The sequence below is a fragment of the Burkholderia sp. SR8 genome (genome assembly GCF_052851275.1).
The window spans coordinates 51,966-77,892 of sequence record NZ_JAULUC010000011.1; the positions used below are offsets into that span (position 1 = coordinate 51,966).

Annotated in this window: 21 protein-coding genes and 2 pseudogenes; 9 read left to right on the forward strand and 14 right to left on the reverse strand. The window is 69.8% G+C overall.

Going from position 1 to position 25,927, the window contains the following annotated elements; genetic code table 11:
• Positions 1-30 precede the first annotated feature (30 nt).
• Positions 31-1,419 (forward strand): L-serine ammonia-lyase, encoded by a 1,389-nt coding sequence (locus Q3A80_RS16125; protein WP_446329956.1) that lies wholly within the window; start codon positions 31-33, stop codon positions 1,417-1,419.
• 36 nt (positions 1,420-1,455) lie between these two features.
• Here the strand turns inward: Q3A80_RS16125 and Q3A80_RS16130 are convergent.
• Together Q3A80_RS16130 and Q3A80_RS16135 are read right to left on the reverse strand one after the other, a co-directional pair.
• Positions 1,456-1,620 (reverse strand): annotated as a pseudogene (locus Q3A80_RS16130) (type II toxin-antitoxin system mRNA interferase toxin, RelE/StbE family); the annotation flags it as partial.
• Positions 1,617-1,873 (reverse strand): annotated as a pseudogene (locus tag Q3A80_RS16135) (antitoxin PaaA2 family protein); the annotation flags it as partial. The pseudogenes Q3A80_RS16135 and Q3A80_RS16130, both read right to left, overlap by 4 nt.
• 170 nt (positions 1,874-2,043) lie before the next feature.
• Between Q3A80_RS16135 and Q3A80_RS16140 the strand changes: the two are divergent.
• Positions 2,044-3,747, forward strand: a complete 1,704-nt coding sequence (locus Q3A80_RS16140) for a thiamine pyrophosphate-binding protein (protein WP_446329957.1) — start codon at positions 2,044-2,046, stop codon at positions 3,745-3,747.
• Positions 3,744-4,838 carry an ADP-heptose--LPS heptosyltransferase gene (locus Q3A80_RS16145; protein ID WP_446329958.1) on the forward strand — a complete coding sequence of 365 codons (1,095 nt, stop codon included), beginning with the start codon at positions 3,744-3,746 and terminating at the stop codon, positions 4,836-4,838. Before Q3A80_RS16140 ends, Q3A80_RS16145 begins: the two co-directional genes overlap by 4 nt.
• 213 nt (positions 4,839-5,051) lie before the next feature.
• Here Q3A80_RS16145 and Q3A80_RS16150 read toward each other — a convergent pair whose 3' ends face one another.
• The 3 genes from Q3A80_RS16150 to exaC all read right to left on the reverse strand — a co-directional run bounded on the left by Q3A80_RS16150 (position 5,052) and on the right by exaC (position 8,860).
• Positions 5,052-6,086 (reverse strand): helix-turn-helix domain-containing protein, encoded by a 1,035-nt coding sequence (locus Q3A80_RS16150; protein WP_446329959.1) that lies wholly within the window; start codon positions 6,084-6,086, stop codon positions 5,052-5,054.
• 179 nt (positions 6,087-6,265) lie between these two features.
• A complete protein-coding gene (locus Q3A80_RS16155; RefSeq protein ID WP_446329960.1) occupies positions 6,266-6,814 on the reverse strand; it encodes a hypothetical protein in 549 nt (182 codons plus the stop codon).
• Positions 6,815-7,333: 519 nt separating this feature from the next.
• On the reverse strand, positions 7,334-8,860 hold the full coding sequence (gene exaC, locus Q3A80_RS16160; RefSeq protein ID WP_446329961.1) for an acetaldehyde dehydrogenase ExaC: 1,527 nt from the start codon (positions 8,858-8,860) through the stop codon (positions 7,334-7,336).
• Positions 8,861-9,186: 326 nt separating this feature from the next.
• Here exaC and Q3A80_RS16165 point away from each other — a divergent pair, with 326 nt between their 5' ends.
• Complete coding sequence (locus Q3A80_RS16165; protein WP_446329962.1) at positions 9,187-9,615, forward strand: pyridoxamine 5'-phosphate oxidase family protein; 429 nt, start codon at positions 9,187-9,189, stop codon at positions 9,613-9,615.
• 500 nt (positions 9,616-10,115) lie between these two features.
• On the opposite strand, the gene Q3A80_RS16170 is transcribed toward Q3A80_RS16165, so the two are convergent.
• A complete protein-coding gene (locus tag Q3A80_RS16170; protein WP_446329963.1) occupies positions 10,116-11,732 on the reverse strand; it encodes an MFS transporter in 1,617 nt (538 codons plus the stop codon).
• 149 nt (positions 11,733-11,881) lie between these two features.
• On the opposite strand from Q3A80_RS16170, the gene Q3A80_RS16175 reads away from it, so the two are divergent.
• On the forward strand, positions 11,882-12,766 hold the full coding sequence (locus Q3A80_RS16175; RefSeq protein ID WP_446329964.1) for a LysR family transcriptional regulator: 885 nt from the start codon (positions 11,882-11,884) through the stop codon (positions 12,764-12,766).
• Between the two features lie 24 nt (positions 12,767-12,790).
• On the opposite strand, the gene eutC is transcribed toward Q3A80_RS16175, so the two are convergent.
• The 4 genes from eutC to Q3A80_RS16195 all read right to left on the reverse strand — a co-directional run bounded on the left by eutC (position 12,791) and on the right by Q3A80_RS16195 (position 18,159).
• A complete protein-coding gene (eutC, locus tag Q3A80_RS16180) occupies positions 12,791-13,582 on the reverse strand; it encodes an ethanolamine ammonia-lyase subunit EutC (protein ID WP_446329965.1) in 792 nt (263 codons plus the stop codon).
• Entirely contained in the window at positions 13,579-14,976 is a 1,398-nt protein-coding gene (locus Q3A80_RS16185) for an ethanolamine ammonia-lyase subunit EutB (protein WP_446329966.1), read from the reverse strand. The genes eutC and Q3A80_RS16185 overlap by 4 nt, the downstream gene beginning before the upstream one ends.
• 91 nt (positions 14,977-15,067) lie before the next feature.
• A complete protein-coding gene (gene eat, locus Q3A80_RS16190) occupies positions 15,068-16,450 on the reverse strand; it encodes an ethanolamine permease (RefSeq protein ID WP_446329967.1) in 1,383 nt (460 codons plus the stop codon).
• Between the two features lie 245 nt (positions 16,451-16,695).
• Complete coding sequence (locus tag Q3A80_RS16195; RefSeq protein WP_446329968.1) at positions 16,696-18,159, reverse strand: mechanosensitive ion channel; 1,464 nt, start codon at positions 18,157-18,159, stop codon at positions 16,696-16,698.
• Positions 18,160-18,441: 282 nt separating this feature from the next.
• Here Q3A80_RS16195 and Q3A80_RS16200 point away from each other — a divergent pair, with 282 nt between their 5' ends.
• Positions 18,442-19,320 (forward strand): AraC family transcriptional regulator, encoded by an 879-nt coding sequence (locus tag Q3A80_RS16200; RefSeq protein WP_446329969.1) that lies wholly within the window; start codon positions 18,442-18,444, stop codon positions 19,318-19,320.
• A 133-nt stretch (positions 19,321-19,453) separates the two neighbouring features.
• Here Q3A80_RS16200 and Q3A80_RS16205 read toward each other — a convergent pair whose 3' ends face one another.
• Both Q3A80_RS16205 and Q3A80_RS16210 read right to left on the reverse strand, forming a co-directional pair.
• Entirely contained in the window at positions 19,454-19,831 is a 378-nt protein-coding gene (locus Q3A80_RS16205; RefSeq protein ID WP_446329970.1) for a zinc ribbon domain-containing protein, read from the reverse strand.
• A 10-nt stretch (positions 19,832-19,841) separates the two neighbouring features.
• On the reverse strand, positions 19,842-21,950 hold the full coding sequence (locus tag Q3A80_RS16210; RefSeq protein ID WP_446329971.1) for a heavy metal translocating P-type ATPase: 2,109 nt from the start codon (positions 21,948-21,950) through the stop codon (positions 19,842-19,844).
• A gap of 105 nt (positions 21,951-22,055) precedes the next feature.
• On the opposite strand from Q3A80_RS16210, the gene Q3A80_RS16215 reads away from it, so the two are divergent.
• From Q3A80_RS16215 to Q3A80_RS16225, 3 genes are all read left to right on the forward strand, one after another.
• Complete coding sequence (locus Q3A80_RS16215; RefSeq protein ID WP_446329972.1) at positions 22,056-22,517, forward strand: hypothetical protein; 462 nt, start codon at positions 22,056-22,058, stop codon at positions 22,515-22,517.
• A 52-nt stretch (positions 22,518-22,569) separates the two neighbouring features.
• Positions 22,570-23,001 carry a Cd(II)/Pb(II)-responsive transcriptional regulator gene (gene cadR / locus Q3A80_RS16220; protein ID WP_446329973.1) on the forward strand — a complete coding sequence of 144 codons (432 nt, stop codon included), beginning with the start codon at positions 22,570-22,572 and terminating at the stop codon, positions 22,999-23,001.
• A 68-nt stretch (positions 23,002-23,069) separates the two neighbouring features.
• Positions 23,070-23,642: a PadR family transcriptional regulator gene (locus tag Q3A80_RS16225; RefSeq protein ID WP_446329974.1), complete on the forward strand. Its 573-nt coding sequence runs from the start codon at positions 23,070-23,072 to the stop codon at positions 23,640-23,642.
• Between the two features lie 24 nt (positions 23,643-23,666).
• On the opposite strand, the gene Q3A80_RS16230 is transcribed toward Q3A80_RS16225, so the two are convergent.
• Together Q3A80_RS16230 and Q3A80_RS16235 are read right to left on the reverse strand one after the other, a co-directional pair.
• Positions 23,667-25,106, reverse strand: coding sequence for an FAD-binding oxidoreductase (locus Q3A80_RS16230; RefSeq protein ID WP_446329975.1), 1,440 nt, complete (start codon positions 25,104-25,106; stop codon positions 23,667-23,669).
• A 13-nt stretch (positions 25,107-25,119) separates the two neighbouring features.
• Positions 25,120-25,908 (reverse strand): ABC transporter substrate-binding protein, encoded by a 789-nt coding sequence (locus tag Q3A80_RS16235; RefSeq protein WP_446329976.1) that lies wholly within the window; start codon positions 25,906-25,908, stop codon positions 25,120-25,122.
• Between the last annotated feature and the right edge of the window lie 19 nt (positions 25,909-25,927).

Sequence of the window (25,927 nt, forward strand, 5' to 3'; positions counted from 1 at the left end):
CACTACTCTCAAAGCAAGGCAGGAATCGAAATGGCAGTCAGCGTGTTTGACCTCTTCAAGATCGGCATCGGCCCGTCGAGTTCGCATACGGTCGGACCGATGCGCGCGGCGCTGATGTTCGTCCAGGGCCTCGAGCGCGACGGGCTGCTCGAGGCGACGGCCACCGTGAAGGTCGAGCTGTACGGCTCGCTCGGCGCGACCGGCAAGGGCCACGGCACCGACCGCGGCGTGATGCTCGGCCTGCTCGGCGACGCGCCCGACACCGTCGATCCCGACACGATCGATGCGCGGCTCGAAGACGTCCGCACGTCGAAAAAGCTCGCGTTGCTCGGCACGCATCCGGTGCCGTTCGTGCTGAAGGAGAACATCGCGTTCTACCGGCAGGCGCTGCCCGAGCATCCGAACGGGATGAAACTGCGTGCGTCCGACGCGAACGGCAACGTGCTGGTCGAGCGCACGTACCTGTCGGTCGGCGGCGGCTTCGTCGTGACGGCCGGCGCGCCGAACACGAAGGTGCTGAGCGCGGCCGAGCAGATGACGCATCCGTTCCGCACCGGCGCCGAACTGCTCGCGCTGACCGAGTCGACCGGCAAGTCGATCGCGCAGCTGATGTGGGAAAACGAGCGCGCGTGGCACACCGAGGAAGAGACGCGCGACGGGCTGCTGAAGATCTGGGCGGTGATGCAGTCGTGCGTGTCGCGCGGTTGCGGGATCGGCAACCCGGACGCCGACGGCAACCTGCCCGGCCCGTTCCAGGTCAAGCGCCGCGCGCCGCAGCTGTATCGCGCGCTGACCGCCAACCCCGAGCGCGCGCTGCAGGATCCGCTGTCGATGGTCGACTGGATCAACCTGTATGCGATCGCGGTCAACGAGGAAAACGCAGCCGGCGGCCGCGTCGTCACCGCGCCGACCAACGGTGCGGCCGGCATCATCCCGGCCGTGCTGCACTACTACACCCGCTTCACGCCGGGCGCGAACGAACAGGGCGTGATCGACTTCCTGCTGACGGCCGCCGCGATCGGCATCCTGTACAAGCTCAACGCGTCGATTTCGGGCGCGGAAGTGGGCTGCCAGGGCGAAGTAGGCGTCGCGTGCTCGATGGCGGCCGGCGCGCTCGCGGCCGTGCTCGGCGGCACGCCGCGTCAGGTCGAGAACGCAGCCGAGATCGGGATGGAGCACAACCTCGGCCTCACCTGCGACCCGGTCGGCGGGATGGTGCAGATTCCGTGCATCGAGCGCAACGCGATGGCGTCGGTGAAGGCCGTCAACGCGGCGCGCATGGCGCTGCGCGGCGACGGCTCGCATTACGTGTCGCTCGACTCGGTGATCAAGACGATGCGCGAGACGGGCGCCGACATGAAGACCAAGTACAAGGAAACGTCGCGCGGCGGGCTGGCGGTGAATATCGTCGAGTGCTGATGCGCAATCCGGCGGCAGCGCGGGCGGACAGGTCGCCCGCCCTTGCCGATACAGCTCGGCATGCGCCGGCAACGCCGCGGCCCTTTGTTCGAGCAGTTCGTCCAGTTCGAGCGCGGCCTGCGGATCGTGCGCGCCGATGTCGTCCATGATTGCGGCGCGATCTTCGTACGCGTTCGGGTTCCAGTGCAGCGCGGGGGTCAGGAAACGTCCCCGCGCCTGCCGCGAGCCGATCACGCAGCGCCGCACGGCGTGACGCGAAACCGGCGCTGACTTCGGCATCGGGAATCGACGCACGCGGGTCGTCCAGCGCCTGCTGCACGTACTCGCGAAACCAGCGGTCGCGGGCGACTGCCTCGTGCGCGGCCTTCAACGCCGCCGCGCGATCGGACCGCGCCACCCGGCCGGCCGCATCCGGATCGAACGGCGACGCGTCCACATCGAACCGTTCCGCACCGCTCGCTTTTCACGGTCGCGCAAGCGCGCGCAAGCCTGCCGTTCGGCCAATGCAAACCCGGCGCGCCCCCGACTCCTGACCGCGTTCCGACACTTTTCACCGCCCGGCATACCGGCGCCCCGCCAACGAGCGTAAGCTGTACGTCCCGCTACCCAGGGAGACGGCAGCCCATGTCGCATTCCAAGGATCTCGAGCCGCGCGCCGCCACCGGCGCGCGACTGCTCGTCGATGCGTTGCTCGCCAATCACGTCGAACGCGTGTTCTGCGTGCCGGGCGAGAGCTTTCTCGCCGTGCTCGATGCACTCGCGGACGACACCGCGCGCATCCAGACGGTCGTCTGCCGCCACGAAGCGGCGGCCGCGAACATGGCCGAGGCGGTCGGCAAGCTGACCGGCCGCCCGGGCATCGCGTTCGTCACGCGCGGCCCCGGCGCCACGCACGCGTCGATCGGCGTGCACACCGCATTCCAGGATTCGACGCCGATGATCCTGTTCGTCGGCCAGTGCGCACGCGAACACCTCGATCGCGAAGCCTTCCAGGAAATCGACTACCGCCGGATGTTCGGCCAGATGGCCAAATGGGTCGCGCAGATCGACGATCCGCGCCGCCTTCCCGAATACCTGAGCCATGCGTTCCACGTCGCCACGTCCGGCCGCCCCGGCCCGGTCGTGCTCGCGCTGCCGGAGGACGTGCTGTCGGAAGCCTGCGCGCCGCAGCCGGTCGTGCCGGCCGCGAAACGCGTCGCGGCGTCGCCGTCGGCCGCGCAGCTCGACGAGCTGCGCGAGCGGCTCGCCCGCGCGGCGCGGCCGTTCGCGATCGTCGGCGGCAGCGGCTGGACGCCCGACGCGTGCGCGAACCTGCGCACCTTCGTCGAGCGCTGGCAACTGCCGGTCGCATGCGCGTTCCGCTTCCAGGACACGTTCGACAACGCGCATCCGAACTACGCGGGCGACGTCGGCCTCGGGATCAATCCGGCCCTCGGCAAGCGGATCCGCGATGTGGACCTGCTGCTGGTGCTCGGCCCGCGTCTCGGCGAAGCAACGACAGGCGGCTATACGCTGCTCGACATCCCGAAGACGCGCCAGACGTTGATTCACGTGCACCAGGGCGCGGACGAACTGGGCCGCGTGTATGCGGCCGACCTGCCGATCGTGTCCGGGATGCCGGAGATCGCGGCGCCGCTCGCCGCGCTCGAACCGCCGGCGCAACCGGCGTGGGCAGGCGCGGCCGCCGACGCGCACCGCGCGTACCGCGAATGGCATGCGCCGCTGCCGATGCCCGGCGACGTCCAGCTCGGCGACGTGATGGTGCAGCTGCGCGAGCGTCTGCCGCACGATGCGATCGTCACCAACGGCGCCGGCAACTATGCGATCTGGCTGCACCGCCACTTCGCGTACCGGCACTTCCGGTCGCAGCTCGCGCCGACCAGCGGCGCAATGGGCTACGGGCTGCCCGCCGCGCTCGCCGCGAAGTCGCTGTATCCGTCGCGCGCGGTCGTCGCGCTCGCCGGCGACGGCTGCTTCATGATGGCCGGCAACGAACTCGCGACCGCGATGCAGTACGGGCTGAACATCGTCGCGATCGTCGTCAACAACGGGCATTTCGGCACGATCCGCATGCATCAGGAGCGCAACTATCCGGGCCGCGTGCATGGCACGGGGCTCACGAATCCCGATTTCGCCGCGTATGCGCGCGCGTTCGGCGCGCATGGCGAGACGGTCGAGCGCACCGCCGATTTCGCGCCGGCACTGGAGCGCGCGCTGAGCTGCGGGCTGCCGGCGGTGATCGAGATCCGCATCCCGCAGGAGGCCAGCACGCCGGCCGCGACGCTCGAGCAGATCCGCGAACAGGGCCGCCGCGCCCGCGGCGCATGACCGTGACGCTGCACGGCGCGCCGGCCGGCCTCGTGCTGTCGCACGACGACGCGCTCGTCCATCCCGGCACACTGCTCGCGCCCGACGGCACGCTCGTCGCGCCGTACGACATCGAGCACGGCAGCGCGCGCGCCGAAGGTCACGTGCGGGCCGCGCCGGCGCTCGGCCTGCTGCATGCCGCCTCCCGACCGTTCCGGCTCGACTACGACCGCGCGACGGACGTACACGTGATCAACGGCATGGGCGTCGCGCTCGGCGACTCGGTGATCGGGCTGAGCGCGCTCGCCGCGCTGCGCGCGATGCATCCGCGCGTGCGCTTCACGCTGTACCGGCCGGCCCGCGCGCCGCGCTACGTCGCCGCGCTGTATGCGCTCGCGGCCGACGTCGTCGCGCCGTCCCGCGCGCTGCCGTACGCGGCCGATGCGTTGCCCGCCGGCACGCCGTGCATCGATCTCGGCAATCACCTGTACTGGCCCGCATTCGCGCGGCTGCCGATGATCGATTTCTTCCTCGACGCGCTCGGCGCGGACCCGGCCGCGGTGCCGGCCGCCGCGAAGCGCAATCGCTGGCTCGCGCGGCTGCCGCTGCCCGCGCTGCCGGCCGACTGGCAGCGGCCGTACCTGCTGTTCTGCCCGAACGCGAGCACGCCGGTGCGCAGCGTGCCGCCGGCGCTGCGCGCGGCGTGCGTCGAGCGGCTCGCGCAGCATTACGGGCTGCCGGTGGTCGGCTTCGGCCCCGTCGCGCACGCCGCGTACGTCGACGTGAGCGACGACGCGACGGACACCGCGCGCTTCATTGCGTGGGTCAAGGGCGCGAGCGTGCTGTTCGCGCCCGACACGGCGGCGCTGCATGTCGCCGACGGCTTCGACGTGCCGACGCTCGGCTGCTTCACCACGATCGAACCGGCCCTGCGCGTGCGCGACTATCCGCACTGCGTGCCGGTCCCGCTCGACGTGCCGGCGGACTTGCACGGGCTGCATCGCAGCGAACGGCCGGACGATCTCGCGGCGGTCGAAGCCGCGTACCGCGCGATCGACTGGGATGCATTGCCGTGGCCGGCGCCGCGCGACGCGGCGGCGACAGCCGGATAGAAACGCGGCAGTCGCCGAAAGATGGGGGCGCGCGGCGGCGTCGACGCGCCGCCAGCGCTCAGTACGGCGGGCAGAAAAACGGCGTGTCGCCCGAAAGATGGAGCACGCGGCGGCATCCGCGCGCCGCCAGCGCTCTGTACGGCAGGTAGAAAAACCGCGAATCGCCCGAAAGACGGAACGCGCGGCGGCATCCGCCCGCCGCCGGCGCCCGGCTCACCGGGCTGCGACCATCGCCGCCCGATCGCGCAGCGTCTCCGACGGCCGCTTGCCGAACAGCCGCCGGTAGTCGGTCGCGAACTGGCTCAGATGCCAGAAACCCCATGCTTCCGCGACGTCCTGCACCGATCCGGCCGCCCGTCCGCACAGGTCGCGCCGCGCGCCATTGAGCCGCAGCGTGCGCAGATAGGTCGCCGGCGCCATGCCGAGCACGTCCTGGAAGCAGTACTGCAGCGTGCGGCGGCTCACGTGCAGCTGCTCGCACAGCTCGGGCACGCCGACCGGCCGCGTTCGGTGCGCGAGCACGTACTCGCGTGCCTGTTCGACGATCCAGCGCCGCGTCGACGGCGCGCCGCCGGCGCCGTCGTCGGCCGGTTGCGCGCACGCGTCGAACAGCGCGGCCAGCACCTCGGCCTGCAGATCGTCGCGCTGCGCATCGGGCAGCTGGCCGCCCCCGGCCGCCGCGCCGTCGAGCCGGCGGCCGAGCAGCGTGCACAGGCGCGCAAACCGCGTGTCGCCGATCTGGATCACGCGCTGCGTGAACAGCCGCTCGTCGAGCGCGCGGTGCTCGACCTCTTCCGCATAGCGGCGCAGCACGTCGCCGCGCACGACCACGCCGTAGATCGAGAACTGCGCGGGCGTCAGCAATTCGAATTCGACGTTGCCGGGCCGGAACGCGAGCGCGCCGGGGCCGATGCGGCACGCATCGACGCGCGCAGTGCCGTCGCTCGCGAGCGGAATCCCGAACCAGTACGCATCGCCGCGCACCTCGCACGCCTGCCGCAGCAGGTGGCTGGTCGATTCGCGAAACAGCTTCATCGTGTCGAGGGGCAGCTCGGTCAGCGTGCCGACGAAGCGGCCGGCCGCGAGCTGGTCGTAGGTCTGCCGCCAGCCGATCAGGTTACGCGCCTGCTCGTCGGCGTCGTGCGCGACGCTGACCACGGCCTGGCCGGCCGGCGCGGCGTCGCCCTGCGCGCTGCACCGCGTGTCCTCGGCCGTCGGCTCGTCCATGCACTGCACTCGTTGCTCCATCGTGTTCTCCTCACCTGCGCGGCACCGCATTCATCATGCAAGTCCCGTGCCGAACCGCGCGATCGGCGGCCAGCCCGTCATTCCACGCGCTACGGCCGGCGCGCGCCATGAGGGCGCACCCGGAGACGGCGTGCCGCGCACCGCGCGGGTGCGGGATGCGCGCCGCCGCCGGCCATCGGCTACACGTCCGGCCGCAACCGCACGACGCGCGTGCCGCAGTTGCCGTACGCCTGCGCGACCGCCAGCTCGACGATCGGGCTCGCGGCCGGCCACGGCGCCGCGTCCGCTTCCGGCAGATCCGTGCGCAGCGTCGCGCGGCCGTTGATCCGGTAGCGGATGCCGCGCATGAAGTCGACGAACAGCAACCCGACACCGCTGCCGTCGCAGGTGCGCGGGTCGATCCGGGTGCCGTCGCCATGATCCGGGACCGGCAGCGCGAAGCGCAGCGTCTTCGTGTCGATCACGCGCACGACGGGCCACAGATCGCCGTTCGCGTCGCGCATGCCCTGCACGATGTCGCAGGTCACGCGCGCCGCTTCGCCGCACGTCGTGCCGACGAACATCAATGGCTGCGACTCGACGAACTGGCGCACGCCGATGCTCAGCCGCGTCGTCACGACGTCGCTCATCCGCTCGGCTTCGTCGGCGACGCCGAACCGGTGGTGCGCGTCGAGTTCGCCGGCGTGAAACACCGGGTGGCGCGCAAAGGATCGGGGCGGTTCTGCCATGGTGGTTTCCGTCGGGCCATCGGTGCGCAATGCGGCCGCGAACACGCGAAGGCCGGTATCGGGGCGACGCAGGCCGCGATCACGCACGGGCCGCGCCGCGTATCCAATGTCGAAAGGTGAAAAACGCGAAGTGCCGGATTGTCGGTCGTCAGTGCCGGTCGTCAGTGCCGGTAGTCAGCGCCGGTCGTCAGCGCCGGGCGGCGGTTCGGGCGCCGTTCGACGGCCGGACAGATATCGCCCCGGCCGTCGGCACGCTTCGGCAATCCGGCGCCGGACGCACCGCCGTCCGCGACCGGCCATCCGAACCGATCGTCCGAGCGGGTCGTCCGCAGCCGGCCGTCCGCAGCCGGCCCCCGCAACAGGCCGTCCGCAACCGGCCCTCCGCAACCGGCCGGCTGCAACCGACCTCCGCAATTGGCCGGCCGCAACCGGCCCTCCGCAACCGGCAACCGCCGCACGACCGCGCAGCATTCCGCCGCCACCCGGCCGCCCGCCGGCACTTCGCCCCTGCTGCGGCGATCAGAAGAACCCGAGCGCCTCGGCCTGATAGCTGACCAGCAGGCACTTCGTCTGCTGATAGTTCGACAGCGCCATCTTGTGCGTCTCGCGACCGATGCCCGACTGCTTGTAGCCGCCGAACGCCGCGTGCGCCGGATACAGGTGATAGCAGTTGGTCCACACGCGGCCGGCCTCGACCTCGCGGCCCATCCGGTACGCACGCGTGCCGTTGCGCGTCCACACGCCCGCGCCCAGTCCGTAGAACGTATCGTTCGCGAGTTCGATCGCTTCCTGCTCGTCCTTGAACGTCATCACCGACGCGACCGGCCCGAAGATCTCTTCCTGGAACACGCGCATCTTGTTGTTGCCGAACAGCATCGTCGGCTTCACGTAGTAGCCCGTGCCGAGCTCGGCCGCGGGCGCCGTGCGCGCGCCGCCCGTCAGGCATTGCGCGCCTTCGTCGCGGCCGATGTCGATGTACGACAGGATCTTGTCGAGCTGCTGCTGCGACGCCTGCGCGCCGATCATCGTCTGCAGGTCGAGCGGGTGGCCGGCCTTGATGCGCTCGACGCGCGCGACCGCCTTCTCGATGAAGCGCTCGTAGATCGATTCCTGGATCAGGATCCGCGACGGGCACGTGCACACCTCGCCCTGGTTCAGCGCGAACATCGCGAGGCCTTCGAGCGCCTTGTCGAGGAACGCGTCGTCCTGGTCGAGCACGTCCGCGAAAAAGATGTTCGGGCTCTTGCCGCCGAGTTCGACCGTCGACGGGATCAGGCTGTCGGCCGCCGCATGCAGGATGTGCTTGCCGACCGGCGTCGAGCCGGTGAACGCGATCTTCGCGATCCGCTTGCTGGTCGCGAGCGCCTCGCCCGCTTCCTTGCCGAAGCCGCTGACGATGTTGATCGTGCCGGCCGGGAACAGGTCGCCGATCAGCTCCATCAGCACCATCACCGACGCGGGCGTCTGCTCGGCCGGCTTCATCACGATGCAGCAGCCGGCCGCGAGCGCCGGCGCGAGTTTCCACGCGGCCATCAGCAGCGGGAAGTTCCACGGGATGATCTGGCCGACCACGCCGAGCGGCTCGTGGAAGTGATACGCGACCGTGTTGTCGTCGATTTCGGAAATGCCGCCTTCCTGCGCGCGGATGCAGCCCGCGAAATAGCGGAAGTGGTCGATCGCGAGCGGCAGGTCGGCCGCCATCGTCTCGCGCAGCGGCTTGCCGTTGTCGATCGTCTCGGCGACCGCGAGCAGCTTCAGGTTCTTTTCCATCCGGTCGGCGGCGGCGAGCAGCAGGTTCGCGCGCTCGGCGACCGACGTCTTGCCCCATTTGCGGCGTGCGGCATGCGCGGCGTCGAGCGCGAGCTCGATGTCGTCGGCGCCCGAGCGCGGCACGCGACAGAACGGCTTGCCGTTGATCGGCGACACGTTCTCGAAGTACTCGCCCTTCACCGGCGGGACCCACTTGCCGCCGATGTAGTTGTCGTACTGCTGACGATACGGATATTCGACGTCGAGGCCCAGTTGCTTCAGGTCAAACGGGTTCATACATGTCTCCTGTTCATCGTGCTTGTGTGAATGCAGCGCCGGTTGGATCGCGCTGCACGGTTAACGCAACATGCGTGCCAAACCGGCCGGCAACGGAACAGGAGCGGTGCGTCCGGCCGCCCGCCGCGGGCGGTGCCGGCGCACGGGAAACGAGTGTGCCGATTCTGAACAACGCGACGGCACAGCGGCGCGGCCGGTGTTCGGATTTTCCACAGCGCCGTGCCGCATTGGCACATGCGTCGCCGCGCCGCCGCGCTCGCCGCGTGGCATGTCGCTTGCATGACGATCGTGACTCCGCATGCATCGGCCACGCGCCGCCCCGAACCATGACCGATCCAGCCCCGCTCAGCGACGCTGCCGTCGCGTTCATCCGCGAACAGGCGTTCCTGATCGTCGCGACCGCGAACGCGGCGGGCGACAGCGACTGCTCGTATCGCGGCCGGCAACCGCGCGCGGACGGCTCGTTCGAGCCGCTCGTCGAGGTGCCGGACCGCCGCACGCTCGTGCTGCCCGACTTCGCGGGCAACAACCTGTTCAACACGATCGGCAACCTGCTCGTGAATCCGGCGATCGCGCTGCTGTTCGTCGATTTCGTCCGGCAGACGACGTGGCTCGTGCAAGGGCGCGCGACGATCGATGAAGCGGCGGGGAGGCACGCGCACCTGTGGCCGGACGCGCGGCGCTACGTGGTCGTCGAAGTGGAACGCGCGCACGCGCGGGCCGATGCGGGGTTGCCGACGCTCGTGCTGGCATGACGGCGGGCTGCCGGGCTGTCGGGCTGTCGGGCTGTCGGGCTGCCGGGCTGCCGGGCTGTCGGGCTGCCGGGCTGCCGGGCTGTCGGGCTGTCGGGCTGTCGGGCTGTCGTGCTGTCGTGCTGTCGTGCTGTCGGGCTGTCGGGCTGTCGGGCTGTCGGGCTGTCGGGCTGTCGGGCTGTCGGGCTGTCGTGCTGTCGTGCTGTCGTGCTGTCGGGCTGTCGGGCTGCCGCCGCACCATCCCGTCTTCACGATCCCGCGGACACGCATCGGCCGGCGAGCCACTACAGCGGCCTGTGCCAGCCGATGCGCCGAGCGGGTCGCCTGTTCAGTCACGCGCCCGCGCCTCTGTCGATCGAAACGCGTGGCCCCCGACGCCACGCACCACAATCATTCGCGCGTGCGGCCGGTCTTCAAGGCAATACGCAGACCGGCGTGAATCGACAAAGCCGGGCGGGCTGTCCATGCGCGCGGCCCTCCGCGCGCCGTCGAGGACACCGCGCTTACCGCCCGTTTGCGTCCGCACACGCCGGTTCGGCGCGGCGCCGCGCCGGGGTGCCGCCACACGGCTGCTCGCCCTCGTCGCCGCGCCCTTCCACCTGCGCCGGCCGCGCGCCGAGAAACGCGAACACCACGCCCGCGCACAGCACCGTGACGACCGCGAGCCCGATCAGCAGCCGATCGAACGCGTGCGCATAGCTCGCGAGCAGTGCCGCGCGATCGACCCCCGGCAACACGGCCGCAGCACCCGCGAGATCGCCGGTCGCGAGGCGCGCGGCGGCGCGCAACGTCGCATCGGGCGCACCGACGGTCGCTGCGTTCACCTGCCGCAAATCGCCATGCGCGAGCGTCGCCAGCAGCGCGCCGACGATCGCGAGCGCGATCCCCTCGCCCGCCACGCGCGTCGTGCTGAAGATCCCGGTCGCCATCCCCGCGCGCTCCTTCGGCACGACGCTGACCGACAGCCCGTCCATCAGCCCCCACGGCATGCCGGCCCCGACGCCGATCGCGAGCATCGGCGCGATCGCCGCCGGCCCCGCGCCGCCGCGCAGCGCAACGCCCAGCCACACGAGGCCCGCCGCGGCGATCAGCAGCCCGAGCCCCGAGATCACGCCGGCCGACAGCCAGCGCGTGAGCGTCGCCGCGACGAACGGCACGACCAGCATCGGCGCGGAGATCGCGAGCATCAGCCAGCCCGCGTCGATTTCGCTGAAGCCGTCGATGCCGATGAAGCGCAGCGGCAGCACGACGAGCAGCACGATGTAGCAGCAGCACGTCGACACCGGCAGCACCTGCACGCCGACGAAGCGCGGTATCCGGAACAGCGACAGGTCGAGCATCGGCCGCGCGACGCGCGTCTCGATCGCGACGAACGCGCATGCGCCGAGCGCCGCGCCGGCCAGCAACGCGACGACGAGCGGATCCGTCCAGCCGCGCGCGGGCGCCTCGATCACGCCGAACGTGAACAGCGTGAGCGCGGCGGTGAACGCCGTCGTGCCGGGCCAGTCGAGCCCCGTCGCATGCGGGTCGCGCGACTCGTGCAGGCGCGGCAGTCCGAACGCGAGCGACAGCACGCCGGCCGCCGCACCCGTGACGAAGATCGCGCGCCAGCCGTACTGCGCGATCAGCCAGCCGGCGAGCACGGGCCCGAAGGCAAGGCCGATCCCGAACGTCGTGCCGAGCAGGCTGAAGGCGCGCGTGCGCGCGGCGCCGTCGAACTCCTGCGCGAGCGCGGCCGTGCCGCCCGCGAGCGCCGCGGCCGCCGCGAGCCCCTGCGCGGCGCGCAGCAGGTCGACCGCGAGCATCGACGGCGCGAACGCGAGCGCGACCGACATCAGCGTGAAACCGCCGACGCCGCTCGCGAACACGCGCTTGCGGCCGAACTGGTCGGCCAGCGCGCCGGCGGCCATCAGGAAACTGCCGAACGCGAGCATGAACGCGTTGGTGATCCAGTTCATCGCGACCGGGCCGCCATGCAGGTCGCGGCCGATCGCCGGCGTCGCGACCGCGCCGCCCGAAAACGACAGCGGCAGCGCGACGGCCGCCATGCAGACGGCCGCCAGCACCCACGCGCGCCGGCGTGCCGCCAGCGTCGAACCGGTCGAAAAGGGTTGATCCATCATCGCTCCTCGGAAAGCCGGCGCGGCATGCGCGCCCAGAGCGATCGAAGATAATTCCGATTTAATCGCCGAAAAACCATGCCGACTTCCGGATATAACGGACTAAAATTCCGCAATCTGCGTCTTCTCGCCCCGCCCCGCCTACGTCGATGGAAAACCTGAGCAGCATCGCCGCGTTCGTCCGCACCGCCGAAGCATTGAGCTTCGTCGCGGCCGGCCGCGCGCTCGGCATCTCGGCCTCGGCCGTCGGCAAGACGATCGCGCGGCTCGAGCAGTCGCTCGGCGTGCGCCTGTTCAACCGCACGACGCGCCGCGTCACGCTGACCGACGAAGGGCGCCATTTCTACGAACGCTGCCAGCGGATCCTCGAGGATTTTCGTGACGCGGAAGCCACGGTCACGGCGTCCGCGCAGCGCCCGCGCGGCAAGCTGCGCGTGAGCCTGCCGGTGATCGGCTACCGGTTCCTGCTGCCGGTGCTGCCCGATTTCAGGCAGCGCTATCCGGACGTGGAACTCGATCTGGATTTCAACGACCGGATGGTGGACGTGGTCGAAGGCGGCTTCGATGCAGTGATCCGCAGCGGGCCGCTGTCGGATTCGAGCCTGATGTCGCGGCGGCTCGGCCCGTTCGCGTTCGTGCTGTGCGCGACGCCCGCGTATCTGGCACAGGCCGGCACGCCGCGCGCGCCGCGCGATCTCGAAGCGCACGACTGCGTGCGCTACTGCTTCCCGACCACCGGCAAGCTGCAGGACTGGGCGCTCGCCGCCGACGACGGCACGCCGCTGAAGCTGCGCACCGCGATGACCTGCAACAACATGGAAGCGCTGCGCGGCGCGGTCATGGCCGGGCTGGGCATCGGCTACATGCCCGACTTCCTCGCGCGCGACGCGCTGGAAAGCGGCGCGCTCGTCACCGTGCTCGACGACTACCGGATCGCGCCGGGGCAGTTCTCGATCGTGTGGCCGTCGAGCCGGCAGCTGTCGCCGAAGCTGCGCGTGTTCGTCGACTTCCTGTGCGAGCGGCTGTTCAGGTAGCCAGCCGCCGCACGCCTACTCCGCCTACTCCGCGCCGATCCGCTCGGCTTCGTTCTGCGGCAGCAATGCATCGCTGTCGTCCTTCAGCCCGACACCGGTGAGCCCCAGCCGGCGCGCATGCGTCATCAGGTAATGCAGCTTGTGCGCGGCGGCCGCATGCGGCAGTCCCTCGGGCCGCACGTTGGAGATGCAGTTGCGCAGCGCGTCGTGGCAGCCGGCCTTCGGCGCCCACGTGAGATACACGCCGAGGCTGTCCGGCGAGCTGAGCCCCGGCCGCTCGCCGATCAGCATCGCGACGACCTGCGCGCGCAGCAGCTCGCCGATCTCGTCGCCGAGCGCAACGCGCGCCTGCGTCGCGACCACCACGGGCCCGATCCGCCAGCCGTCCGCGTGGAGCCGCGGGCACACGGCCTGCAGCAGCGGCAGCGCCTGCTTCGCGGCCGCGAACGCCGACAGCCCGTCGCCGACCACGAACACGACGTCCGGCGGCTCGTCGAGCGCCGCACCGTAGCCGGCCAGCAGCGCGCGGCCGTCGTCGGACAGCTTGCGGCCGAGGTCCGGCCGGCGCAGGTAATGCTGACGATCGGGCGCCGCGCTCTGCACGCCGAGCGTCGCGAAGCCGGCCGCATCGATCGCGCGGCGCAGCGCATCGGCGTCGAGCGGCTGGTGCACGGCATCGCGCGCCTGCGCGTGCGACAGGTTGAACGCGAGCAGCGGCGCGGTCGGCAGGCTGCTGCCCGCGCGGCCGAGCGCGATCCGCGCGTTCGTGAACGACTTCAGCTGCGCCCACGGATTCTTCTCGACGGCGTCGCTCATGCGGAAATCCCCATCCAGTCGTTCGCCCCCGCGAGCAGCGGCACGCGTGCGCTCGCGGCGCGCAGCGCGCCGTGCGCATCGGCGATCTCCATCGTCTCCAGCCACTCCTCGAACTCCGGCGCGCGGCGCAGTCCGAGCACCTCGCGCACGTACAGCTGGTCGTGAAACGACGTGCTCTGATAGTTCAGCATCACGTCGTCCGCGCCCGGGATCCCCATGATGAAGTTGATACCGGCCGCGCCGAGCAGCGTCAGCAGCGTGTCCATGTCGTCCTGGTCGGCTTCCGCATGATTCGTGTAGCAGATGTCGCAGCCCATCGGCACGCCGAGCAGCTTGCCGCAGAAGTGATCCTCGAGCCCCGCGCGGATGATCTGCTTGCCGTCGTACAGGTACTCCGGCCCGATGAAGCCGACCACCGTGTTCACGAGGAACGGATCGAACTTGCGCGCGACCGCATACGCGCGCACTTCGCAGGTCTGCTGGTCGACGCCGAAATGCGCGTTCGCCGACAGCGCGCTGCCTTGCCCCGTCTCGAAATACATCAGGTTGTTGCCGACGGTGCCGCGCTTCAACGACAGCGCGGCGTCGCGCGCTTCGCCGAGCAGCGCGAGCGAAATCCCGAAACTCGCGTTCGCCTTCTCGGTGCCCGCGATCGACTGGAACACCAGGTCGACCGGCGCGCCCTTGTCGATCGCGGCGATCGTGTTGGTCACGTGCGTGAGCACGCACGACTGCGTCGGCACGCCGTAGCGTTCGCGGAATCCGTCGATCATCGCGAGCAGCTTCACGATCGCCGCGAGGCTGTCGGTCGCCGGGTTGATGCCGATCATCGCGTCGCCGCAGCCGTACATCAGCCCGTCGAGCATCGACGCGGCGATGCCCTTCACGTCGTCGGTCGGATGGTTCGGCTGCAGCCGCACCGACATCCGGCCGGCCAGCCCGACCGTGTTGCGAAAGCGCGTGACGACGCGGCGCTTGCGCGCGGCCGCGATCAGGTCCTGGTTGCGCATCAGCTTCGACACGGCCGCGACCATCTCCGGCGTGAGGCCCGGCGCGATCCGCTCGAGCGCGGCGCCGTCGGCCGCGGGCGACAGCAGCCAGTTGCGGAAATCGCCGACGGTGAGGTGCGAGATCTCCGCGAACGCGGCCGCGTCGTGATCGTCGATGATGAGCCGCGTGACCTCGTCGTGTTCGTACGGAATCAACGCTTCGTTCAGGAACGCCTTCAGCGGCACGCCCGCGAGCGCGATCTTCGCGGCGACGCGCTCCTCCTCGCTCGCCGCCGCGACGCCGGCGAGCTGGTCGCCCGAGCGCAGCGGGCTCGCCTTCGCGAGCAGCGTCTTCAGGTCCGCGAAACGGTACGTGCGCGGGCCGATCGTCTCCGTATAGGACATCGTTCGAATCTCCTTGCCAAATGCCGGCGGCGCGCCCTGCCCGGCAGCGCGCGCCGGGGCCGTCAGGAACGGCCGCTCGCGTTCGTGCTGCTCATTCCTCGAGCAGCGCGTCGCCCGGCGCGCTCGCGCGCTGCGCACGGGTCGCGAGGAAGTACGCGTAGCCGAGCGCGAGGAACGCGACGAACACCATCGCGACCAGCCCGTTGAAATACACCATCGTCCCGAGGCAAACGAGGGCCGCAACGATCGCGAACGCCGGGAAGAACGGGTACAGCGGCGCGCGGAACGGCCGCGCCATGTTCGGCTGCGAGCGGCGCAGCTTGAACAGCGCCGCCATGCTTACGATATACATCACGATCGCGCCGAACACCGACATCGTCACGATGTTCGCGGTGAGCGTCTGGCCGCCGAACTGGATCAGCTCGTCGCTGTAGATCGCGGCGATCCCGACCACGCCGCCCGCGAGAATCGCGCGGTGCGGCGTCTTGAAGCGCGGATGCACCTTGCCGAGCCACTCCGGCAGGTAGCCTTCGCGGGCCAGCGCGAAGATCTGGCGCGAATAGCCGAGGATGATCCCGTGGAACGACGCGACGAGCCCGAACAGCCCGAGCCACACCAGCATGTGCATCCAGCCGCTGTTCGCGCCGACGATGTACTTCATCGCCTGCGGCAGCGGATCGTTGATGTTCGCGAGCTTGGTCCAGTCGCCCGCGCCGCCGGCGAACACCATCACGCCGACTGCAAGCGTGACGAGCGTCAGGATCCCGGCGACGTATGCGATCGGGATCGAGCGCTTCGGATTCTTCGCTTCCTCGGCGGCCATCGCGACACCTTCGATCGCGAGGAAGAACCAGATCGCGAACGGAATCGCCGCGAACATCCCGTGGAATGCGCCGACGCTGAAGTGATCGGCGCCCGACCAGCCGCCCTTCATGAAGTTGCTCCACGCGAAGCCCGGCGACACGACGCCCATGAACACCAGCAGCTCGAAGATCGCGAACAGCGTGACGACCAGCTCGAACGTCGCGGCGATCTGCACGCCGACGATGTTCAGCGCCATGAACACGAGATACGCGCCCATCGCCGCGTGTTTCGGTTCGAGCCCCGGAAACTGCACGTGCAGGTATGCGCCGATCGCGAGCGCGATCGCGGGCGGTGCGAACACGAATTCGACGAGCGTCGCCGCGCCGGCGAGATAGCCGCCGGCCGGGCCAAACGCGCGGCGCGCATACGCGAACGGGCCGCCCGCGTGCGGGATCGACGTCGTCAGTTCGGTGAAGCTGAAGATGAAGGTGGTGTACATCGCCGCGACGAACAGCGCGGTGACGACGAATCCCAGCGTGCCGGCGCTCGCCCAGCCGTAGCTCCAGCCGAAGTATTCGCCCGAAATCACGAGGCCGACCGCGATGCCCCACAGTTGCCAGGTCCCGAGCGTCTGCTGCAGCGCGGGCTGGCCATTCGACTCTGCTTTCATCGGATTCTCCTGAAAGGCGCCGGCCTGCCGGCCTGCGCGACTGAGAATCGATGCTAGAGAGTCATTAAACGACGTGTTATCGAAATTCGGCAAAGATCGCGGCTGGTGTTTCGCCGGGGGCAATGCCGGGTGGGGGGTGCGGCTGCGGTCCGCGGTCCGCCGTCCGCCGTCCGCGCCGCGCCCGCGGCCGCCATGCACGGCTCCCGGCCGCACGACGCGACCGGGAAGCCAACGCGTTCCGCCCGTTACTGACCGCCGCCGCGCTGGTTGAACCAGCGGTCGAGCAGCTTGCCGGCCGCTTCCCGGCCGCCGAGGCCGAATGACAGCGCCACCGCCACCGCGATCGCGCCGAGCACGAGACCGAACGCGAGCTGCACGATCTCGTTCGCAATGCCCATCGCGCGCAGCCCCATCGCGAACACGAGGCCGAGGATCGCGAACTGCGCGATCCGCGCGAACAGCACGCTGTGCTCGCGGTCGGCCTGCTCGATCACGCGGCGCGCGAGGCCCGCGAGCCACACGCCGATCACGAGGATCACCCCGCCCATCAGCACGTGGCCGCCGAATTCGATGAACAGCGTGACGACGTCGCGCACCTGCGTGAAGCCGAGCCGGTTCGCGGCCTCGACCGACGCGAACAGCATCGCGAAGAACACGATCAGCCGCGCGACCAGCACCGACGGCTGCAGGATCCCCGAGAACACGCGTTCGACGCCGAGCACGGCCGGCAGTCCGTCGACGCCGGCCGCTTCCAGCAGCCGCTGCGCGAGCGACGCGACGAAGCGCGCGAAGTAGAACGTGACGAGCACGATCACGATCGCCGCGACGATGTCCGGCACCGCGCCGAGGAACTGGTTCAGCATGTTGGTCGCGGGAATCGAGATCGCGTCGATCTTCAGCGCGTCGAGCGCGGAGATCAGCGTCGGCACGAATACGAACACGTAGACGATCGTGCCGACCAGGCTCGACACGCGCACCGGCGTCGGGCTGTCCAGGCGCGCGGTGAGGCGGTCGGCGCCGGCGGCGACCAGCAGGTTCGTCACGAGGCCGCGCAGCACGCGCGCGACGATCCAGCCGACGAAGCCGATCACCGCGGCTGCGAAGATGTTCGGCACGATCGCGAGCAGCTTGTCGACCATCCCCTGCACCGGCGACAGCAGGCCGGACAGCGCGAACGACGACAGGATCGCCGGCAGGAACATCAGGATCACGAGCCAGAACAGCACGTCGCCGAGATAGCCGCTCATCGGCTGCATGCCCGCGCTTTCGGACAGCGCGGTGTCGACCTTGCTCGCTCTCAGCGCGCGATTCGCGAGGCTGCGCAACAGCGACGCGATGAGCCACGCGATCAGCGTCAGCGCCGCGCCGCCGATCAGGTTCGGCAGGTAATTGACGATGTGCGTGACCAGCAGCGAGAACGGATTGGACACCGCATACAGGTTGAGCACGTTGAAGATGCCCACCGCGGTGACGAGCAGCACGAGCCAGAACAGCCCGCCGGCGACGATGCGTTCGACGTACGCGGCCTGTCCGGTGCTTTCGCTGATCCGCTGATCGACCTTCAGCGCGTTGAGCAGCCGGAGCGCGCCGGCGCGCACCACCACCGCGATCAGCCAGCCGATCACCAGGATGCCGATCGCCCCGGCGATCTTGGGCAGGTAACCGCCCAGCGTGGTCTGCAGCGACGTGATGAAGCTGGAAGCATCCATTTCTTCTTCTCCCGAAAAACGTGGCGTTGCGATTGAACATCGACGAACTACCTGCGTACTTCGAAAACCGTGCGTTGCCGCCGTAGGCAACTTACCCGAGAAAAATGACGCGATCACCCGATTTCACCGTCTTTAACTTTAGTCATAGATCGACGGGGACGAGACCCAATTTCTGCGAAATAAAAAGGGTTCGATGCAACGGCCTGCGGCCTACGTATCTCCGCAAGATTTATCAATCGGCGGCGTGCTACCGTGACGTCGATCTTTGCCGGGGGCCCGCGCATGACCGTCGACACGAAAGCCGAAACGCCCGCGTGGGCGCGCCATGCAACGCGCATCGCGCGCGTTCACGACTACATCCGTACGCATCTCGACGACACGCTCGACCTGAACCGGCTCGCAGACCTGGCTTGCCTGTCCCCGTATCACTGGCAGCGCGTCTATCGCGCGCTGTACGGCGAGTCGGTCGTGCTGACGGTGCGGCGGATGCGGATCGTGCGCGCGTCCGAGGATCTCGTGTGCACGACGCTGCCGCTCGACGCGATCGCGCGGCGCGCCGGCTACGGGTCGACGCACGCGTTCGCCCGTGCGTTTCGCGATGCTTACGGCGTGCCGCCCGCTCAGCACCGGCGCGGCGGCGTCCACCGGCCGATCTATCCGTTACAGCGAGGAGATGAAGACATGTTCAAGCACGAAGTCGAGATCCGGCGGGTGCCGGAGCTGCGCGGTTATGCGGTTGCGCATACGGGCGCGTATCTGAAGGTCGGCGATGCATTCGGGCAGATCGGTGCATGGGCCGGGCAGCGCGGGCTGTTCGGGCCCGGCGCGAAGATGATCGGCATCTACTACGACGATCCCGATACGACGCCGGAAGCGCAGCTGCGCGCGAAAGCGTGCGTCGTGCCGGCCGACGGCGCGCCGGACGTCGAGCCCGCGGCGCCGGTCGAGCGCATCGCGATCGCCGGCGGCGAATATGCGGTGCTGCTGCATACGGGACCGTATGCGGATCTGAAGACGGCCTACCACTGGCTGTACGGCGACTGGCTGCGCCACTCGGGCCGCGAAACGGCCGATGCGCCGCCGTTCGAGCTGTATCTGAATACGCCGATGGACGCGGCGCCGGCCGACTTGCGCACCGAGATTCATTTGCCGCTGCGTTGAACGGTGGGGCTTGGGGCCTGGGGCTCGGGCGTTCAGCACAATCGCCGGCACCGCGCGACGCGGCGCCCGTTGCAGGCGCCATGCCGTCGCTGAAATCGGCTATCGCGGCGGTATAGAACCCGCCGATCGAGGGTCAACCGACCTGCGTCCCGCAGCCGGAACAAAAGCGCGCGTCGGCAGCCAGCGCCGCGTGGCACCTGCTGCAAGCGTTACCTCGCTGCGATACGCCGCACTGCGCGAAGAATCGCGCATCCGCCGCGTTGATGGCACCGCAGCCCGCACACGCGAGCTGGCGCAGCGGTACGTTGCTGCCGGAACCGCCCGGCGCATCGGCCGACGGCTGCCAGCCCCACCCGTGACGGTCGCGGCCGCGTGCATCGTGGCCGCCATGGCCGTCGCGGGCCGCCCCGCCGCGATGCCCGCCTCCATGGCCGCTGCCGCCGTGACCACCACCGTGGCTCCCGCCATGCCGTCCCCGATGCCCGCCCAGGATCCGCTTCAGAAAGCCCATCGCCCGCGCCTCAACGCTTCGCCGCCGCGCCGTCGAACACGCCCGTCTTCGACAGCAGCCGCAACCCGTTGCCGACGACGATCAGGCTCGCGCCCGCATCGGCGAACACGGCCATCCACATCGTGCCGAGCCCCGCGACCGTAAGGCCGAGGAACACGACCTTCACGCCGAGCGCGAAGCCGATGTTCTGCACCAGCACGCGATGCGTCGCGCGCGACAGCCGCACGAACGCGGGAATCTTGCGCAGGTCGTCGTCCATCAGCGCGACGTCGGCCGTCTCGATCGCGGTGTCGGTGCCCATCGCGCCCATCGCGAAGCCGATGTCGGCGCGCGCGAGCGCCGGTGCATCGTTGATCCCGTCGCCGACCATCCCGACCGCACCCGCGCCGCCCGCCGACAGTTCGTCGACCGCCGCGAGCTTGTCCTCGGGCAACTGGTTGCCGCGCGCATCGTCGATGCCGGCCTGGTGCGCGATCGCCTGCGCGGTGTGCGGGTTGTCGCCGGTCAGCATCGCGGTGCGGATGCCGAGCGCGTGCAGGTCGGCGATCGCCGCGCGGCTGGTGTCCTTGATCGTGTCGGCCACCGCGAAGATGCCGAGCACGCGCGTGTCGTCGATCAGCATCACGACGCTCCTGCCCTGCCGCTCGAGCGCGTCGAGCTTCGCCTCCAGCGCCGGCGAGCAGCGTTCGAGTTCTTCGACGAGCCGGTGGTTGCCGAGCCAGTAGCGCGCGCCGTCGATGGTGCCGCGCACGCCCCGGCCGAGCAGTGCTTCGAACTCCTCCACGTTGGCGAACGCTGCCGTCTGCGCATCGCGCGCCGCCGCGGCGATCGCCTGCGACACCGGATGATCGGAGCGCGCCGCGAGGCTCGCGCCGAGATGACGCACGCGGGCCGCATCGACGTCCGTCGCATGCAGGTCGAAATCGGTCTGTACCGGCTTGCCGTGGGTGATCGTGCCGGTCTTGTCGAGCGCGAGCCATGCGAGCTTGCGGCCTTCTTCCAGATACACGCCGCCCTTCACGAGAATCCCGCGCCGCGCCGCGGCCGCGAGCCCCGACACGATCGTCACCGGCGTCGAGATGACGAGCGCGCACGGACACGCGATCACGAGCAGCACCAGCGCGCGGTAGATCCAGTCGTGCCAGGCGCCGCCCGTCACGAGCGGCGGCACCACCGCGACCAGCAGCGCGATCGCGAACACGATCGGCGTGTACACGCGTGCGAACTGGTCGACGAAACGCTGCGTCGGCGCCTTCGCGCCCTGCGCCTCCTCGACCGCATGGATGATCCGCGCGAGCGTCGAGTTGGCCTTCACCGCCGTCACGCGATAGTCGAACGAGCCCGATTCGTTGATCGTGCCCGCGTACACCGCGTCGCCGGTCGTCTTGTCGACGGGCAGGCTCTCGCCGGTGATCGGCGCCTGGTTGACGGTCGAGCGACCGGCGACGACTTCGCCGTCCAGACCGATCCGCTCGCCCGGCTTCACGCGCACGATCGCGCCGAGCGCGACCTGCGCGGCTTCGATCGTGCGCCACGTGCCATCGGCGTCCTGCACGGTCGCCGTGTCGGGCGCGAGCTGCATCAGCCCCTGGATCGCATTGCGCGCGCGATCGAGCGACTTCGCCTCGATCAGCTCGGCGATCGTGAACAGCACCATCACCATTGCGGCTTCGGGCCACTGGCCGATCGCCATCGCGCCCGTCACGGCGATGCTCATCAGCGCGTTGATGTTCAGGTTGCCGTTGCGGATCGCGATCCAGCCCTTCTTGTACGTGGTCAGCCCGCAGGCGAGCAATGCCGCGAGCGCCAGCCCCGCCGACAGCCACACCGGCAGGCCGGCCCAGCTCACGGCCTCGGACGCGATCGCCGCGACGCCGGCCAGCGCGAGCGGCCACCACGGCTTCGCCGGCGGCGGCGCGACGGGCGCTGCCGGCGCGTCGGCCGGCGCAGCCTCCGGCGTCATCCCGAGCGTGCGGATCGCGCTTTCGATCGCCGGCTGCGCGCCGGGCACGTGATCGACGGTCAGCATCCGCTGCATCAGGTTGAATTCGAGTGCCGACACCTGCTGCATTCCGCCGAGCTTCTTGCGGATCAGCGTTTCCTCGGTCGGGCAGTCCATCTGCATGATCCGGAACGCGGAACGCACGTGACCCGACGCTGTCGGCCGCGCGGCCGGCAGCGGCGCGAGCGTCACCGCGGCGGGCGCGCAGCAGGCGCCGGCCGCGTGGTCGTGGTCGTGGTCGTGGTCGTGGTCGTGGTCGTGGTCGTGGTCGTGGTCGTGGTCGTGGGCGTGGGCGTGGGCGTGGGCGTGAGCGTGAGCGTGACCGGCATGGTCATGCGCCGCGGGGGCATGCGAACACGCGGCGCCCTGCTCATGCCCGTCACCGTGCGCGTGATCGGCATGACCGCCGGGGTCGTGATCCCGCAGCGTGGCGCGCGCGGCCGCGTGACCGTGATCGTGACCGTCGTCGTGATCGTGACCGCATTCGTGCCGCTGCGCGCCGCGCGCTGCCGCATCGCCGTGCGTATGCTCGCCGGCCGCCGGCGCCGTATCGGCAACGGTCGCCGTGTGCGTGGCGTGCGTGTCTGCGCAGCACGCATCGGCGCCGTCGGCATGACGGTGTCGTGGGTCGCGGGGACGCTGGGCGTCGGTCATGACAACCTCCTCTATGGCTTGACGGTGTAGAGTTAACACCCTGAAGCCACTACAAGGTCAACCCTTACAACGGAGAAAGGTCATGAAGATCGGCGAACTGGCCAAGGCGGCCCGCTGCACGCCGGAGACGATCCGCTTCTACGAGAAAGAGGGGCTGATGCCGGATGCGGAGCGCACCGATTCGAACTACCGCAACTACACCGACGTGCACGTCGAACGGCTGCGCTTCATCCGCAACTGTCGCGCGCTCGACATGGCGCACGATGAAATCCGCACGCTGCTGCAGCTCACCGACACGCCGGCCGACCCGTGCGATTCGGTCAACGCGCTGCTCGACGAACACATCGGCCACGTCGATGCGCGGCTCGCGGAACTGACGCATCTGCGCGACCAGCTCACCGAATTGCGCCGTCAGTGTGTCGGCGAACACTCGGTCGAGGACTGCGGCATCGTGCAGGGTCTCGCGACGATGGAAACCGTCGCACCGGCCGCGAAGCGCTCGCACCTCGGCTGAAACCCTTGTGGAATATGATGGTCTAGTTGATACTAGTTATAGTTTTACTAGATATAGCCGAACTATTCATGTCAACGAGCCGCCCGTCGCCGCTCGCGCTCGCGATCCTCGCGACGCTCACCGAAACGCCGATGCATCCGTACGGCATGCTGCAGCAGCTGAAGGCGCGCGGCTATGACGAAGTCGTCAACGTGCGGCAGCGCACGAGCCTCTACCAGACGATCGACCGGCTGCTGCGCGACGGGTTGATCGCCGTCCACGATACCCAGCGCGACGGTGCGTTCCCGGAGCGCACGCTGTACACGCTGACCGAGGCCGGGCATACGGCCGGCCAGGCGTGGCTGCATGCGCTGCTCGCGGAGCCCGCGCGCGAGTTTCCGGCATTCGGCGCCGGCCTCGCGTTCCTGCCGCTGCTTGACGCGGAAGACGCGCGCCATCAGCTGGAGCGCCGCATCGCCGCGCTCGAAGCCGAACGCGAACGTCTCGAATCGCTGCGCAACGCCGCGCAGAACGATCAGGTGCCGCGCCTGTTCCTGCTGCAGAACGAGCATGCGCTCGTGCTGCTGAACGCGGAACTCGACTGGGCGCGCAGCGTCGTCGAGCACCTGAAGATCGGCGCGCTGCGCTGGGTCGACGCCTGACGCATCGCCCGCGGCCGGCGCCGCTCAGAGCACCTTGCCGGGATTGAGCACGCCGGCCGGATCGAGCGCAGCCTTCAGGCGCCGCATCAGCGCGATCTCGGCGTCGCTGCGCGTGTGCGCGAGATACGCGCGCTTCAGCACGCCGATGCCGTGCTCCGCCGACACCGAGCCGCCCAAGTCGCGTATGACCGCGTAGACGCAATCGTCGATCGCTTCCGCATCCGCGTCGCGCATGCCGGCGAGCGATACGCCGACATGCACGTTGCCGTCGCCGACGTGACCGAAGAACAGGCACACGATGTCGGGCCAGCGGCCGCGCAATGCCGCTTCGCAGCGCACGGCGAACGCGCCCAGTTCACCCGTCGGCAGGCTCACGTCGAAGTTCATCAGATGCGGCAGCGCGTCGATCGCGAGACCTTCGCGCAACGTCCACAGGTCGCGCGCCTGCCGCTCCGACGTCGCGAGCGCCGCATCGTCGACGAGGCCCCCATCGAACGCATCCGCGAGGGCGGTTTCCAGCGCGGCGCGCGCATCGCTGCCCGGCGCGCTCGTCGCGCATTCGATCAGCACCGCGAAACCGCCGTCGCCCGCGAACGGCGCGGCGACGCCGGGCGTATGACGCGCGACGTAGTCGTAGAACGCCGGCCACATCGCTTCGAAACTGACGATCTCCGGCAGCGCGCGCAGACGGTTCCACAATCCGACGACGGCATCGTAGCCGTGCACGCGGCACAGCGCGGTGGCCGGCTCGGCCAGCTTCGGATGCAGCCGCAGCACCGCGCGCGTGACGACGCCGAGCGTGCCTTCGCTGCCGATGAACAGCTGCTTCAGGTCGTAGCCCGCGTTGTTCTTCAGCATCCGGTTCAGCGACGACACGACGGTGCCGTCCGCGAGCACGGCCTCGAGCCCGAGCACCTGCTCGCGCATCATCCCGTAGCAGATCGCGCGCGTGCCGCCCGCGTTGGTCGCGAGCATGCCGCCGATCTGGCACGATCCGCGCGCGCCGAGATCGACACCGAACGTGAAGCCGGCCGCGTCCGCCGCCTCCTGCACGATCTGCAGCGGCGTTCCGGCGCGTACCGTCATCGTGCCGGCCGCCGCATCGATGGCCTCGACACCGGCGAAACGCTCCATCGACAGCACGATCTCGCCGCCGAGCGCGACCGCGCCGCGCGCGAGCCCGGTCAGGCCGCCCTGCGGCACGACCGGCTGCCCGAGCCGCGTGCACAGCGCAAGCGTGCGCGACACGTCGTCGACGCTGCGCGGCCGCACCAGCGCGCGCGGACGCACGCCGGCCGGCTCGTTGTACGCGGTGAAGTAGCGCGCATCGATGTCGGCCGCGCGCGTGACGAGCGCATCGCCCAGCGCGGCGACGAGCGCCGCCTCGAGTGCCTCGAGCGCGTCATCCGCCGGCGAAGCGGCGCCGTGGCCGCCCGTCGCGGCGTCCGTGTCCGGGCTCTGCATCGTGCAGGCCCGCTTACTTCGTCGAGATGTCGATGTCGCCGAAGTACTTCTGGCCGAGCGCCTTCACGGTGCCGTCCGCCTTCAGCTTGTCGATCGCCGCGTCGAGCTTGGTCTTCAGCGCCTCGTCGCCCTTGCGCAGGCCGAACGCGATCCCGCTGCCGAGAATCTTGTCGTCGCGCACCGGCTGACCGACGAACGCGAAGCCCTTGCCGTCCGGGCGCGACAGGAAGCCGCGCTGACCGGCCGGCGCGAGCACGAGCGTCGCGTCGAGGCGGCCCGCGACGAGGTCGGCATAGGCCTGGTTCTGGTCCTGGTACGCGACGACCGACACGCCGGCCGGCTCCCAGTGCGCCTTCGCGTAGGTTTCCTGGATCGACGCCTGCAGCACGCCGACGCGCTTGCCCTTCAGCGATTCGGCCGTCGGCAGCAGCCCGCTGCCCGTGCGCGCGATCAGCTGCGTCGGCACGCGGTAGATGATCGTCGTGAAGTCGATCGCCTGGCGCCGCTGTTCGGTCGCGTTCATCGCCGAGTTGATCGCGTCGAACTTGCGGCCCTGCAGCGCCGGGATCAGCCCGTCGAACGACGTCTCGACCCACTTGCAAGACAGCTTCGCGCTCTGGCAGACGGCTTTGCCGACGTCGATGTCGAAGCCCTGCAATTCGCCGTTCGGCGCCTTCGATTCGAACGGCGGGTATTGCGCCTCGAGGCCGAAACGCAGTGTCTGTCCGTCGGCGAGTGCCGCGCCGGAGCCGAGCGCGCACGCGAATGCGAACGCGAGTTTCAGGGTGTGTGCATGCTTCATCGTGATCTCCTGACTTGTC